Source organism: Methylobacterium sp. WL119, assembly GCF_008039875.1.
Lineage (GTDB): Bacteria > Pseudomonadota > Alphaproteobacteria > Rhizobiales > Beijerinckiaceae > Methylobacterium.
Genome location: NZ_VRUU01000011.1, coordinates 54,649 through 67,588, shown reverse-complemented (window position 1 = coordinate 67,588; position 12,940 = coordinate 54,649). Strand labels below are relative to the sequence as shown.

General features: G+C 72.2%; 15 protein-coding genes. 8 read left to right on the top strand and 7 right to left on the bottom strand.

Annotated elements, in window-relative coordinates; translation table 11 throughout:
• Nucleotides 1-103 precede the first annotated feature (103 nt).
• On the top strand, nucleotides 104-2,131 hold the full coding sequence (gene thrS, locus FV227_RS07355) for a threonine--tRNA ligase (protein WP_147858669.1): 2,028 nt from the start codon (nucleotides 104-106) through the stop codon (nucleotides 2,129-2,131).
• A 15-nt stretch (nucleotides 2,132-2,146) separates the two neighbouring features.
• Here thrS and FV227_RS07350 read toward each other — a convergent pair whose 3' ends face one another.
• Nucleotides 2,147-3,064 (bottom strand): hypothetical protein, encoded by a 918-nt coding sequence (locus tag FV227_RS07350; protein WP_147726246.1) that lies wholly within the window; start codon nucleotides 3,062-3,064, stop codon nucleotides 2,147-2,149.
• 201 nt (nucleotides 3,065-3,265) lie between these two features.
• Here FV227_RS07350 and FV227_RS07345 point away from each other — a divergent pair, with 201 nt between their 5' ends.
• The 3 genes from FV227_RS07345 to FV227_RS07335 all read left to right on the top strand — a co-directional run bounded on the left by FV227_RS07345 (nucleotide 3,266) and on the right by FV227_RS07335 (nucleotide 5,119).
• Nucleotides 3,266-3,829, top strand: coding sequence for a nitroreductase (locus FV227_RS07345; protein ID WP_147726245.1), 564 nt, complete (start codon nucleotides 3,266-3,268; stop codon nucleotides 3,827-3,829).
• Nucleotides 3,830-3,840: 11 nt separating this feature from the next.
• On the top strand, nucleotides 3,841-4,458 hold the full coding sequence (locus FV227_RS07340; RefSeq protein WP_147726244.1) for a flavin reductase family protein: 618 nt from the start codon (nucleotides 3,841-3,843) through the stop codon (nucleotides 4,456-4,458).
• A gap of 346 nt (nucleotides 4,459-4,804) precedes the next feature.
• Nucleotides 4,805-5,119, top strand: coding sequence for a hypothetical protein (locus FV227_RS07335; protein ID WP_147858668.1), 315 nt, complete (start codon nucleotides 4,805-4,807; stop codon nucleotides 5,117-5,119).
• A gap of 73 nt (nucleotides 5,120-5,192) precedes the next feature.
• Here FV227_RS07335 and queF read toward each other — a convergent pair whose 3' ends face one another.
• On the bottom strand, nucleotides 5,193-5,642 hold the full coding sequence (queF, locus tag FV227_RS07330; protein ID WP_147726242.1) for a preQ(1) synthase: 450 nt from the start codon (nucleotides 5,640-5,642) through the stop codon (nucleotides 5,193-5,195).
• 252 nt (nucleotides 5,643-5,894) lie between these two features.
• Here queF and eno point away from each other — a divergent pair, with 252 nt between their 5' ends.
• Both eno and FV227_RS07320 read left to right on the top strand, forming a co-directional pair.
• Entirely contained in the window at nucleotides 5,895-7,184 is a 1,290-nt protein-coding gene (gene eno / locus FV227_RS07325; protein ID WP_147726241.1) for a phosphopyruvate hydratase, read from the top strand.
• 66 nt (nucleotides 7,185-7,250) lie between these two features.
• Nucleotides 7,251-7,568 carry a hypothetical protein gene (locus tag FV227_RS07320; RefSeq protein WP_246686397.1) on the top strand — a complete coding sequence of 106 codons (318 nt, stop codon included), beginning with the start codon at nucleotides 7,251-7,253 and terminating at the stop codon, nucleotides 7,566-7,568.
• Here FV227_RS07320 and FV227_RS07315 read toward each other — a convergent pair.
• Nucleotides 7,494-7,925, bottom strand: a complete 432-nt coding sequence (locus FV227_RS07315) for a LysR family transcriptional regulator (RefSeq protein WP_147726240.1) — start codon at nucleotides 7,923-7,925, stop codon at nucleotides 7,494-7,496. The two genes, FV227_RS07320 and FV227_RS07315, sit on opposite strands and share 75 nt — an antisense overlap.
• Before the next feature lie 159 nt (nucleotides 7,926-8,084).
• On the opposite strand from FV227_RS07315, the gene modA reads away from it, so the two are divergent.
• On the top strand, nucleotides 8,085-8,882 hold the full coding sequence (gene modA / locus FV227_RS07310; RefSeq protein ID WP_147858673.1) for a molybdate ABC transporter substrate-binding protein: 798 nt from the start codon (nucleotides 8,085-8,087) through the stop codon (nucleotides 8,880-8,882).
• Nucleotides 8,883-8,910: 28 nt separating this feature from the next.
• Nucleotides 8,911-9,120, top strand: a complete 210-nt coding sequence (locus tag FV227_RS07305; RefSeq protein WP_147726238.1) for a TOBE domain-containing protein — start codon at nucleotides 8,911-8,913, stop codon at nucleotides 9,118-9,120.
• A gap of 83 nt (nucleotides 9,121-9,203) precedes the next feature.
• Here FV227_RS07305 and FV227_RS07300 read toward each other — a convergent pair whose 3' ends face one another.
• From FV227_RS07300 to FV227_RS07285, 4 genes are read right to left on the bottom strand one after another with little or no spacing between them, the layout of a single operon-like run.
• Nucleotides 9,204-9,977 carry an ABC transporter ATP-binding protein gene (locus tag FV227_RS07300; RefSeq protein WP_147726250.1) on the bottom strand — a complete coding sequence of 258 codons (774 nt, stop codon included), beginning with the start codon at nucleotides 9,975-9,977 and terminating at the stop codon, nucleotides 9,204-9,206.
• On the bottom strand, nucleotides 9,974-11,047 hold the full coding sequence (locus FV227_RS07295; RefSeq protein ID WP_147726237.1) for an iron ABC transporter permease: 1,074 nt from the start codon (nucleotides 11,045-11,047) through the stop codon (nucleotides 9,974-9,976). The genes FV227_RS07300 and FV227_RS07295 overlap by 4 nt, the downstream gene beginning before the upstream one ends.
• A gap of 14 nt (nucleotides 11,048-11,061) precedes the next feature.
• Nucleotides 11,062-12,108, bottom strand: coding sequence for an iron ABC transporter substrate-binding protein (locus tag FV227_RS07290; protein WP_147858667.1), 1,047 nt, complete (start codon nucleotides 12,106-12,108; stop codon nucleotides 11,062-11,064).
• Between the two features lie 28 nt (nucleotides 12,109-12,136).
• A complete protein-coding gene (locus FV227_RS07285) occupies nucleotides 12,137-12,844 on the bottom strand; it encodes an aldolase/citrate lyase family protein (RefSeq protein WP_147858666.1) in 708 nt (235 codons plus the stop codon).
• Between the last annotated feature and the right edge of the window lie 96 nt (nucleotides 12,845-12,940).

Below are 12,940 nucleotides of genomic sequence, written 5' to 3'. Positions count from 1 at the left end.
CGGAAACGGTCTAAACGGCCGCTCCCGCGCCCCGCGCGGGGACCGACCCTCGTTTGCGCTTACCTGCCGCGTACGCAGGAGTGAGCCCGGAGACACCGCGACGATGCCCATCCTGACATTCCCCGACGGCAACACCCGCGCCTACGACGAGGCCGTGACCGGACGGAGCGTGGTCGAAGGCATCGCGAAATCGCTGGCCAAGCGCACCGTCGCGATGGCGCTCGACGGCGTCGTCGCCGACCTGTCCGACACGATCGAGCGCGACGCCCGCATCGAGTTCCTCGACCGCACCGACCCGCGGGCGCTGGAGCTGATCCGCCACGACTGCGCTCACGTGCTGGCGGAGGCCGTTCAGGCGCTGTGGCCGGGCACGCAGGTGACGATCGGCCCGGTGATCGAGAACGGCTTCTACTACGACTTCGCGCGCGAAACCCCGTTCACGCCGGACGACTTCCCGGCGATCGAGGCGAAGATGTGCGAGATCATGGCCCGCGATGCGGCCTTCACCAAGGAGGTCTGGAAGCGCGACGACATCCGCAAGGTGTTCGCCGACCGGGGCGAGGCCTACAAGGTCGAGCTGGTCGACGCGATCCCGCCGGGCGAGGACCTGAAGGTCTACCGCCAGGGCGACTGGTTCGACCTGTGCCGCGGCCCGCACATGACCTCGACCGGCAAGGTCGGGCCGGCCTTCAAGCTGATGAAGGTCGCCGGCGCCTACTGGCGGGGCGATTCGAGCAACCCGATGCTGACCCGCATCTACGGCACCGCCTGGGCCACGAAGGAGGAGCTCGACGCCTATCTCCACCGCCTGGAGGAGGCCGAGCGCCGCGACCACCGCCGGCTCGGCCGGGAGATGGACCTGTTCCACTTCCAGGAGGAGGGGCCGGGCGTCGTGTTCTGGCACGCCAAGGGCTGGACGATCTTCCAGGAGCTGATCGCCTACATGCGCCGCCGCCTGAAGGGCGACTACGCCGAGGTCAACGCGCCGCAGATCCTCGACAAGGCCCTATGGGAGACCTCCGGCCACTGGGGCTGGTACCGCGAGAACATGTTCGCGGCTCAAAGCGCCGGCGACGAGGCCGAGGACAAGCGCTGGTTCGCCTTGAAGCCGATGAACTGTCCGGGCCACGTTCAGATCTTCAAGCACGGTCTGAAGAGCTACCGCGACCTGCCTCTGCGCATGGCGGAATTCGGCGTCGTGCATCGCTACGAGCCGTCGGGCGCGATGCATGGGCTGATGCGCGTGCGCGGCTTCACGCAGGACGACGCGCACATCTTCTGCACCGAGGACCAGCTCGCCGACGAGTGCCTCACGATCAACGACCTGATCCTCTCGACCTACGCCGATTTCGGCTTCGACCAGATCGTGGTGAAGCTCTCGACCCGGCCCGAGAAGCGGGTCGGCTCGGACGCCCTGTGGGACCATGCCGAGGAGGTGATGACCCGCGTGCTGGCGCAGATCGAGGCGCAGTCGGGCGGGCGCATCCGCACCGAGGTGAACCCGGGCGAGGGCGCCTTCTACGGGCCGAAGTTCGAGTACGTGCTGCGCGACGCGATCGGGCGCGACTGGCAGTGCGGCACCACGCAGGTGGACTTCAACCTGCCGGAGCGGTTCGGCGCGTTCTACGTCGATGCCGAGAGCCAGAAGGTGCCGCCGGTGATGGTGCACCGGGCGATCTGCGGCTCGATGGAGCGGTTCACCGGAATCCTGATCGAGCACTTCGCCGGCCACTTTCCGCTCTGGCTCGCCCCCGTCCAGGTGGTGGTCGCGACCATCACCGGGGAAGCCGACGCCTATGCGGCGGAGGTCGTCCGGGCGCTGACGCGGGCCGGCCTGCGGGTCGAGGCGGACCTGCGCAACGAGAAGATCAACTACAAGGTCCGCGAGCACTCGCTGGCCAAGGTGCCGGTGATCCTGGCGCTCGGCCGGCGCGAGGCCGAGGAGCGCACGGTCTCGATCCGGCGGCTGGGCAGCCAGCAGACCCGGACCCTGCCGCTCGCGGAGGCGGTGGCGAGCTTCGTCGCCGAGGCGACCTCGCCCGACCTGCGCCGGGCCGAGGCCGTCGCCGAGAGCGTGCCGAGCACGGGCACGGTGCTCGACGGGCAGCATGGCGAGAGCCCGACGCCTTAAGGCGCCGGCGCCCGCTCACCCCGCCTTGGCCAGGACCTCGATGTCGCGGTCGAGCCCGCTCTCGACCTTGAACTCGCGGGTGTAGACCTGCCCGTCGTGGCGGGCGATCAGCACGTAGTCGCCCTCCGCCAGGGTGACCTGCGGGAACGCGCCGATCGCCTCGCGGATGGTGTCGCCGCCGGGCGTCAGCACCGAGAAGGCCGTGCCGGCGAAGGCCTCGGCGCCGGGGCTGGTGACGAGCTTCAGCGTCACCGTGGCCGCCCGGTGGTTGAGGGTGGCGTCGGTGACCTTGCCGTTCTCGACCTTCAGGTCGGCGCGCTGGATCGCGTTCGACTCCCCGTAGGTCGAGACCACGTGGTAGGTGCCCTCGGGCAGGCGCAGCAGCTCGCCGGCCTTGACGCCGTTGCGCACCAGCCGCCCCTCCGAGTTGGTGCCGATCGGCACGAAGACCGAGAAGGAGAGCTGCGCCGGAGCGATCCGGGTGTCGCCGATCGCGCCGGACAGCTTGAGCGCGCCGGCGGCCACCCGCAGGGTGTCGGTCGCGGGCTGGCCGGACATCGCGATCTTCTTCGTCGCGCTGGCGAAGCCGTAGGTCACGGAGGCGACGTAGGCGCCCGGCGCGAGCTTGAACGTCGGCGCCGGGTCGGTGGAGCGCGCGACGATCGCGGGCCGGACGCCGTCGGTGCGATCCTCGTAGATCCGCCAGACCAGGCCGGACCGCAGCGGCTGGCCGATCCCCGACAGCAGCGCGGAGAGCGACAGGGTCGCCTCGCCCTCGGGCTGGCTCGGGGGCAGGTCCGGCGTCGTGATCGAGGGCGAGGGAAGGCCGCCGCCGAGGCGGTTGCCGAAGGGGTCCGGCGACTGCGCCGCGGCTGCGAGCGGCGCGACCGCAGCCAGCAGCGCCAATCCGGGCCCGAGCCTTCGTCCGCGCATGTCGCAAGCCTTCTCCCCAAAGGCCGAACCGGCCGAACGTCACCGTCTCGCCCGTGTGATCCCGGACCGTGGCGAGCGCAAGGCCGCCGAGGGTCCTCGCGCTTCCCGCGCCAAGCTGCCCGACTTCCCAGCCGGTCCCACCCGTGCGAAATCCCGACGCGATCGCGGGACCGCCCCGCACCGGCCAGCCGAGACGCCCCGATGAACGCCACCCTCGACATGCTGCGCACCCGCCGCTCGGTGCCGCCCGTGCGGATGACGGACCCGGGACCGAGCCCGGAGCAGATCGACACGATCCTGACGCTGGCCTCGCGGGTGCCCGACCACGGCAAGCTCGCGCCGTGGCGCTTCATCGTGATCGCGGGCGCGGCGCGCGAGCGGATCGGGGCCGTGATCGCGAAGACCTACGCCGCCGACAACCCGGAGGCCGACGCCGCGCGGCTCGACCTCGAGGCCAAGCGCCTCGCGCACGCGCCGGTCGTCGTCGCGGTCGTGTCGCGGGCCGGGCCGCACGTGAAGATTCCGGAATGGGAGCAGGTCCTGTCAGCGGGCGCCGCCTGCATGAACCTCGTGGTGGCGGCCAACGCCCAGGGCTTCGCCACCGCCTGGCTGACCGAATGGTACGCCTACGATCGCCGCGTGCTCGAAGCCCTTGGCCTCGACCCGCGCGAGAAGCTCGCGGGCTTCATCCATATCGGTGCCCCCGAGGAGATCCCGTCGGACCGGCCGCGGCCGGACCTCGCCGAGATCGTCACGCGCCTGTAAGGCTCGCACCCATGCATTACGCCCCCGACGACCGCACCCTGCCGCACAACCCGCTGAAGGCGATCGTCGCGCCGCGGCCGATCGGGTGGATCAGTGCCATGAGTCGGGAGGGGAAGCTCAACCTCGCGCCGTACTCGTTCTTCAACGCGGTCGGCGACGACATGGTCGCGTTCTCCTCCACCGGCCGCAAGGACGCGCTGACCTTCGCGGAGGAGGGCGGCGATTTCGTCTGCAACCTCGCCACCTACGATCTGCGCGAGCCGATGAACGCCTCCTCGGCCCCATTGCCGCGCGGCGAGAGCGAGTTCGATTTCGCGGGGCTGACCACGGCCCCGTCGCGCAAGGTGCGCGCGCCCCGGGTGGCGGAAGCCACCGCCGCCCTCGAATGCCGGTGGCTGCAGACCGTGCCGCTGGTTCCGCTCGGAGGGGGCGAGGCCGCCAACTTCCTGGTGATCGGGCAGGTGGTCTCGATCTACATCGACGACCGCTTCGTGAAGGACGGCCTCGTCGACACGGCCGCGATGCAGCCGATCATGCGCGGCGGCTACTTCGACTACTTCAAGATCGGGCCGGACGCGAAGTTCGCCATGCAGCGCCCCAAGGGCGCCGGCGACTACACCGCGCGCTGACGCGACGGGAAGCGGAACAGGCGCGCGCTCGGGCTCTGCAGCCCGGCGCCCTTCGACGGATCTCCGCCCGCGCAGGGTCGTGCGCGAAAGACCCGTGCGCGCTCGAAGAAAGCTTAGACCCTCATCGCCGGCACGCGCCCCTGCATCCCCGTGCAGTGGCGACGCGCCCTGAGGCGGAGCGCAGGCCCGAACCCCGGTCTTGTGCGCGCTTCGTTAACCTTCGCCGGGCGCGAATGCCGGCACCGAATCTCCCCCTGGGGTCCGCTTCGCCACGGAACCTTCGGAACGATCGCCCAGCTTCAGCGTTGAGCTTGTGAATTCGATAGATCATCGAGAAAGGATCATCATGTGCAAGTTCGCTCTCGTCACCGCCGCGATCATCTCGGCTGGTGTCCTCTCCGCCACCACGGCCGATGCGCGTCCCGGCTTCCGCGGCGGGTACGGCCACGGTTACGGCGGCGGCTACGGCCGGGGTTACGGCTACCGCGGCGGTCGCGGCATCGGCACGGGCGCCGCTGTCGGGCTCGGCATCGCCGGCCTCGCAGCCGGTGCGATCGCCGCCGGCGCAGCACGCGATGCCTACGGCTACAACCGCGGCTACGGTGCGTACGGCGGCTACGGCGCCCCGGCCTACGGCGGCTACTACGGCTCGCCCTACTAAGGGCTCGCCATCCAGCACGTGAATTTGGGGCGACCGGGCATTCCGGTCGCCCTCTTCGTTCGTACGGGTTCCCTCAGCGGGCGCGGTAGGGCGGGACGCCGGGATCGGGCAGCCAGACGGAGGCGGGCGGCGCACCGGTCTGCCAGAACACGTCGATCGGGATGCCGCCGCGCGGGTACCAGAAGCCGCCGATCCGCAGGTAGCGCGGCCCGAGCAGGTCGACGAGCGTCTTGGCGATGCCCACCGTGCAATCCTCGTGGAACGCGCCGTGGTTGCGGAATGCGCCGAGGTAGAGCTTGAGCGACTTCGACTCCACGAGCCAGCGATCCGGGACGTAGTCGATCACCAGGATCGCGAAGTCGGGCTGGCCGGTCACCGGGCAGAGCGAGGTGAATTCCGGGACGGTGAAGCGGGCAAGGTAGTCCGTATCCGGGTGCGGGTTCGGCACCCGGTCGAGGCGGGCCTCGTGCGGGCCGGCGGGGAGGGGCGTCGGCTGCCCCAGCTGCAAGGATTCATCGGTCATGGCCCTCCTTACCGCAGGCCTCGCCCCGCTGCATCCGACCCGCGTGCATGGTTCGGCCGCGCGTCGCTCGCGGCATCGCCGCTGGGGCTCGAAACCGGAACGGGCGGCGGCGGCTTTTGCATTCACTTTGCCGGTCGCATCGCGCGATCGCGCACCGCCTTGCCCGAGGCCGCGCCTTGACGGATAAGCCGCAGCGACGAGACCGAATCCGGGCCCGCCGCCGATCGCGTGCGCCCTTGGGGAGGAGCCTTCATGACCGCGATCACCAACATCGCCGCCCGCGAAATTCTGGACAGCCGCGGCAACCCCACCGTCGAGGTCGACGTGCTGCTGGAGGACGGTTCCTTCGGCCGCGCGGCCGTGCCGTCGGGCGCCTCCACCGGCGCGCATGAAGCGGTGGAGCTGCGCGACGGCGACAAGGGCCGCTACGCCGGCAAGGGCGTGCGCAACGCCGTGCACGCGGTCCAGACCGAGATCCTCGACGCGATCGGCGGCATGGACGCCGAGGACCAGGTCGCGGTCGACGAGGCGATGATCGAGCTCGACGGCACCCCCAACAAGGCCCGCCTCGGCGCCAACGCCATCCTCGGCGTGTCGCTCGCCGTGGCCAAGGCCGCCGCGGAAGCCTCCGGCCTGCCGCTCTACCGCTACGTCGGCGGCGTCCAGGGCCGGGTCCTGCCGGTGCCGATGATGAACATCATCAACGGCGGCGCGCATGCCGACAACCCGATCGACTTCCAGGAATTCATGATCATGCCGGTGGGGGCCACCTCCATCGCCGAGGCGGTGCGCATGGGCGCCGAGGTGTTCCACACCCTCAAGAGCGCGCTCAAGAAGGCCGGGCACAACACCAACGTCGGCGACGAGGGCGGCTTCGCCCCGAACCTGCCGACGGCGGAAGCCGGACTCGACTTCGTCATGGAGTCGATCCAGGCGGCGGGCTTCAAGCCGGGCACCGACATGGTGCTCGCGCTCGACTGCGCGGTCACCGACTGGTTCAAGGACGGCGCCTACCACTACGAGGGCGAGGGCACCGTCCGCTCGATCGAGAGCCAAGTCGACTACCTGGCCAAGCTCGTCGACGCCTACCCGATCCTGTCGATCGAGGACGGCATGGCCGAGGACGACTGGGAGGGCTGGCGCCTGCTCAACCAGCGCATCGGCGACCGCTGCCAGCTCGTCGGCGACGACCTGTTCGTGACCAACGTCGAACGCCTCGCCCGCGGCATCGCAGAGGGCTCTGCGAACGCGATCCTGATCAAGGTCAACCAGATCGGCTCGCTCACCGAGACGCTGGCCGCCGTCGATATGGCTCACCGAGCCGGCTACACCGCGGTGATGTCGCACCGCTCCGGCGAGACCGAGGACGCGACCATCGCCGATCTCGCGGTCGCGACCAATTGCGGGCAGATCAAGACCGGCTCGCTCGCCCGCTCGGACAGACTGGCCAAGTACAACCAGCTGATCCGAATCGAGGAGGGCCTCGGCGCGCAGGGGCGCTACGCCGGGCGCGGCGCGCTGCGCCAATCCGCGCGCGCCTGAGGCGGAACCTCCGTACCCGCACCCGCGTCATCCCGGCCTGCAGCCCAGCGCAGGCCGGAGCCGACGATGACGAAGCCGGACGCGACGCCCACCGCCCAGCCCGACCCTGAACCTGCGGCCGACGCCCAGCCGCACGACCTGCCTCCGGCGCTGGCCGCCCTGTGGTGGGCGGCGAAGGGTCCGACGCATTGGGACCGCGCCCACGCGCTCGTCCAGGACGCGGCGGGTGCGGATGCCGCCTGGGTCCACGCCCATCTCCACCGTCTCGAGGGCGACCCGGCCAACGCGGCCTACTGGTACGCCCGCGCCTCACGCCCCGTCGCCACCGGCGATCTCGCCGCCGAGCGGGGCGCCATCGCCGCCGCCCTCCGGTCGGTCGCCTGATCCTCCCCGATCGCCGGATGGATCCGCCGCCGCGCCTTCGAGGCGCACGAGCAACGGGGCGGCGGCCTCCGCAGCCAGGCGCTCGACCGCGCGGTACTGCGCCACCACCTCCGCGCCGAAGGCGGACAGCCGCGCCCCGCCACCGCTCCGTCCGCCGATCTGCGCCTCGACCACCGGCTGCCGGAACCCGGCATTGATCGCCTCGACCAGCATCCAGGCCCGCCGGTAGGACATGCCGAGCGCCCGGCCCGCCGCCGAGATCGAACCGTGCGCGGCGATCATCTCCAGCAGTTGCACCTTACCGGGTCCGAGCCGGTTGCCCGGCCCGAGATCGATGCGGATGCTCAGCGTCGCCATCGGTTCCCCTCGTCCGGCATCCTAACCCGGACGGCGACGGCACGGCGAGCGGCATCGACCCCGCGATCGGCCCTGGCCATCGCTATACTTGCTGGGATATAGCGGTGCGGCCGGCTCGACCCCTGCGAGGCGGCCGTTTCGGAGGTCGTCTTGATCGGTATCACGCGCGCCGTCCTCGCCGCCGCCCTGCTGCTCGGGACCGCCGCGCAGGCCGCCGAGACGGTCACGGTGTTCGGCGCCGCGAGCCTGAAGAACGCCCTGGACGACGCCGGCAAGGCATTCACGGCGCAGACCGGGATCGCGGTCAAGGCGAGCTACGCCGCCTCCTCGGCGCTCGCCCGCCAGATCGAGGCGGGCGCGCCGGCCGACCTCTTCGCCTCGGCCGATCTCGAATGGATGGACTACCTCGCCAAGAGGACGCTCATCCGGGCCGAGAGCCGGGTGAACCTGCTCAACAACCGCCTCGTCGTCGTCGCACCGAAGGACGCCAAGGAGAGCGAGGTCCCGTTCACCGTAGAGGGCTTCGCCAAGGCGCTCGGCGCGGACGGGCGGCTCGCTACCGGCGAGGTCAGCTCGGTGCCGGTGGGCAAGTACGCCAAGGCGGCCTTCGAGACGCTCGGGCTGTGGGCGACGATCCAGCCGCGGCTGGCGCAGGCCGACAACGTGCGCGCGGCGCTCGCCCTGGTCTCGCGCGGCGAGGCGCCCCTCGGCGTGGTCTACGAGAGCGACGCGAAGTCCGATCCGGGCGTGAAGGTGGTCGGCGTGTTTCCGGCGGGCAGCCATCCGCCGGTGGTGTACCCGTTCGCCGTCACGTCCGTGGTGAAGGGCGACGGCGCGGCCCGTTTCCTCGACTTCCTGAAGAGCGCGTCGGCCAGGCCGTTCTTCGAAGCCCAAGGCTTCTCCGTGATCCCGGCCGGGCAGGGCGCCGAGATCCCGGCCGAGCCCGGCACCAAGTGACTTTTCTTTCATCCACAGAGGCCGTTCGATGAAGATCTCAGCACGCAACGTCATCAAGGGCAAGGTCGTCGCCGTCGAGAAGGGCGCGACCACCGCGCACGTCAAGATCGAGATCGCCGCCGGCCAGATCGTCACCGCGGCGATCACCAACGAGGCGGTCGACAGCCTCAAGCTCACGGTCGGCGGCGAGGCCTACGCCGTGGTCAAGGCCTCCGACGTGATGGTCGCCGTCGACTGACCGGCTGCGATCATGGGGCCGGGGGCATCCGCCGGCCTCGTGGGCGAACGACCCCTTGGGCGATGCCCCCCCGAGGCTCGGGATCACGCCAGGATCGGCGTGCAGACCGAGCGCCCGTGCCCCGGCAGGGGCACCACCGCCACCTCCACCCCGTAGACGCGGCGCAGGCTCTCGGGCGTGATCGTCGCCTCAGGGTCTCCGAGCGCGACGAGGCGGCCGCCGTGCAGCAGCGCGACGCGGTCGGCGCAGAGGAAGGCGTGGCCGGGGTCGTGCGTCGAAAGCACCACGGCGATGCCAGTGGCCGAGAGACGACGGACCTGCTCGAGCACGCGGGTCTGGTTGCCGAAATCGAGGCTCGCGGTCGGCTCGTCCATCACCAGGATGCGCGGCTCGCCGGCGAGCGCCCTCGCGATCAGCACCATCTGCCGCTCGCCGCCGCTGATCTCGGTGTAGATGCGCTCGCCAAGATGCGCGATCCCGAGCCTCTCGAGCGCCGCGTCCGCCGCCTCGCGGTCCTTGCGGCCGGGGCTGGCGAAGGGCGCGAGCCGGGCCGCGCGCCCCATCAGCACCACCGCGCGCACGGTGAACGGGAAGAACGCCGCATGCGCCTGCGGCACGTAGGCGATCGCGCGCGCGATCCTGCGGCGCGACCAGCGCGACAGGTCCTCGCCGTCGAGCCGGACGCGGCCCGCGCGGGCCGGCAGCAGGCCGAGCAGGGTCTTGAACAGGGTGGTCTTGCCGCCGCCGTTCGGCCCGAGCAGGCACAGCACCTCGCCGGCCCCGAGCGAGAAGCTGACGCCGGCGCCGACCTCGCGCGCGCCGTATCCGAAGGCCAGCGCCTCGACGGACAGCATCAGGACCAGCCCCGCTTGCCCGCGGCCAGCAGCCAGAGGAAGAACGGCGCGCCGGCGAGCGCCGTGAGGATGCCGAGCGGCACCTCGATCGGCGCGAGGGTGCGGGCGGCCAGATCCACCGCCACGAGATAGCCGGCGCCCAGCAGCGCGGAGGCCGGCAGCAGGCGGCGGAAATCCGGGCCGACGAGGCCGCGCGCGACGTGCGGCACGACCAGGCCGATCCAGCCGATCACCCCCGTCACCGAGACCGCCGCCGCGGTGACGAGCGTCGCCGCCGCGACGAGGAGCGGGCGCAGCCAGCGGGTCTCGATGCCGAGCGCCCGCGCCTCCTCCTCGCCGAGGCTCATCAGGTTCATGCGCCAGCGCAGCAGGACGAGGGGCAGGAGCCCGAGCCCGATCGCCGGCAGGATCGCCAGGACGTCGCTGAGGGTGACGGAGGACAGGCTGCCGAGCAGCCAGTAGGTGATGGCGGGCAGCTGGTTGTAGGGGTCTGCCAGCACCTTGAGCAGCGAGATGCCTGAGCCGAGCACGGCGCCGACCGCGACGCCGGCCAGCACCAGCGTCAGCACCGGATCGTGCCGGCCGACCAGCGCGCCGACCGCATAGACGATCGCCACGGCGCCCAAGCCGCCGGCGAAGGCCAGCCCCTGGATCGCGAGGACCGGCAGCGCGAGGGTGATGCCGAGCACCGCCCCGAGACCGGCGCCGGCCGAGACCCCGAGGATGTCGGGCGAGACCAGGGGATTGCGGAACAGGCCCTGGTAGGTCGCGCCGGCCGACGACAAAGCCGCGCCGACGACGAGCGCGGCGGCCACCCGCGGCAGGCGGACCTGAAGCACCACCACCTGCGCGGTCGCCTCGCCCGGCGCGGTCCCGAACAGCTTGGAGGCCAGGATCGCGAACACCTCGGCGACCGGCACCGGGAATTTCCCCGCGGCGAGGGCGACGAGGACGAGCGCGCCGAGGCCGCACAGCGCGAGGCAGGCTCGCACGGCCGCCGAGGCACGCCGTCCCGCGCCGGGGACGGCCTGCGCCGCCGCGGGCGCGTCGGTCGTCGCGGTGCCCTGGGTCATCGCCCGGCGTCGCGTCATCGGCGCGCCGGCACCGCGTCGGCGAGCAGCGCGTCGACCGCCTCGGGGGCGAGGGCGACGTGGTAGAACCGCTGGTAGAAGTCGGCGACGATCGCCGGCAGGGGCTCGGGGAACTGCGCCGGGTAGAGCAGGTGCGCGAGCCAGCGCACGCCGATCAGGCGGTTCACGCCCGGCGGCGCGTCGAACCAGGCGAAGGGCAGCGTCGGCGTCCGGTAGACGCGCCCCTCGCGCACCGCCTTCACTCCTTGCCAGAGCGGATCGTCGGCGGGCCGGAAGGCGGGATCGAGGGCGACGATCACGTCCGGGTTCCAGCCCAGGACCTGCTCCGGCGAGACGTTGGCGAGGCCGTTGCCGCCGACGGCGACGTTCCGGGCGCCGACCACCTCGAGGATCTCGGTGTTGATCGAGCCGAAAAAACCCGTCTCCAGGCCGCGCGGGCCGCGGGCATAGTACACGCGCGGACGCTCCGCCTCCGGGATCTGCGCGACGCGGGCGGCGACCTCCGCCACGGTGCGGTCGGCATAGGCAGCGAGCCCGTCGGCAGCCTGATCCAGTCCGAGGACGGCGCCGAGCCGACGGTAGGTCTCGGCGGTCCTGGCGAAGGCGCCGTCGAGCAGGATGTAGGGGATGCCGGTCTGGGCCTGGACCCGGTCGGCGAGCGAGGCGTAGGTCGGCCCCGTCGAGCCGACGTCGACGATGAGGTCCGGCTTGAGGGCGAGCACCGCCTCGACGTTGGCCGTGCCGCCGCGCCCGGTCAGGCGGCCGCTGGCCGGAAGTCCCCAGGTCGCCGGGGCGAGGTAGGGCCGCTCCACGGGGGAGGGCGACCGGACCCAGGCCGCCATCCGCTCGGGCGCGAGCGTGTAGAGCAGCACGGACGCGGGCGGGCCGGCGGCGACGACCCGGGCGGCCCGCTCCGGAACCTCGACCACGCGGCCGGCCGCATCGGTGAACGGGCGGGCCCGGGCCGGCCCCGCCGGGAGTGCCAAGAGCGCCAGCAGGGCAAGGCCGAGGGTCGTGCGGGCGAGGCGTCGCGGATGCGGCATGCTGCAGCTTTGATCGGAGGATGTCCGCTCACCCTAGGGGCAGCGCGCCAAGAGGGCCACCGGCGACGCTCGGATCCCGCCCGAACACCGCGGCGAGGACGGCCGCCGCCGCGGCGGTCTCGGCGAAGCCCCCCCGGAACCCGTCGCGGCAGGCCGCCTCCACCGTCGCGCGATCGGGCGACGGGCCGGGCATGTCGAAGGCCGGGACGCGCAAGGCGGCGGCGGCCAGCACCAGGAGCCCGCGCGCCTGCGCCAGCGGAGCAGGCTGCGGCGCCCGCGACGAGGCCGAGACCCCGAGGTCGCGCGCCAGCGCGTCGAACGCGCAGAACAGGCCGGCGAGGCGCGCGAACCTTTCCGAGCCGCCGCCGAAGCGGAGCAGGGCGCCGGTGCCGTCGAGGCCGGCGACGATCCGCGTCGCACCGTCCGGGATGCCGGTCTCGGCCTCGTGCACGGACAGGCGCACGCCGAGCCGGGCGACGTCGCCGGCATCGGCGACACCCGGCAGGACGATGCCGTCGGGCCGCAGCGCCAGCGCCGCGGCGAGGTCGGCCGCGCTCGGTGCGACCCGGACGTAGAGCGGCAATGCGCCGGGCCTCCGCCGCAGGGGCGGGAGCCAGGCGGGCTCGGCGGCCGGGGCATGGTCCAGCACCAGGGCATCGGCGTGGGCGAGGTCGGGCGGCGCGCCCGCGGGCGAGGCGATCAGCAGGACGCGCATGAGGACCGAGTCATCGGGCATTTAGGCTTTCTTTACCATGATGGCCAAAGGTCCCCGCATCCGGGGCGCACCGTGCGGCGCCTCACGCGACGCCCGTCCGGCGCGTGCGGCTCGAAG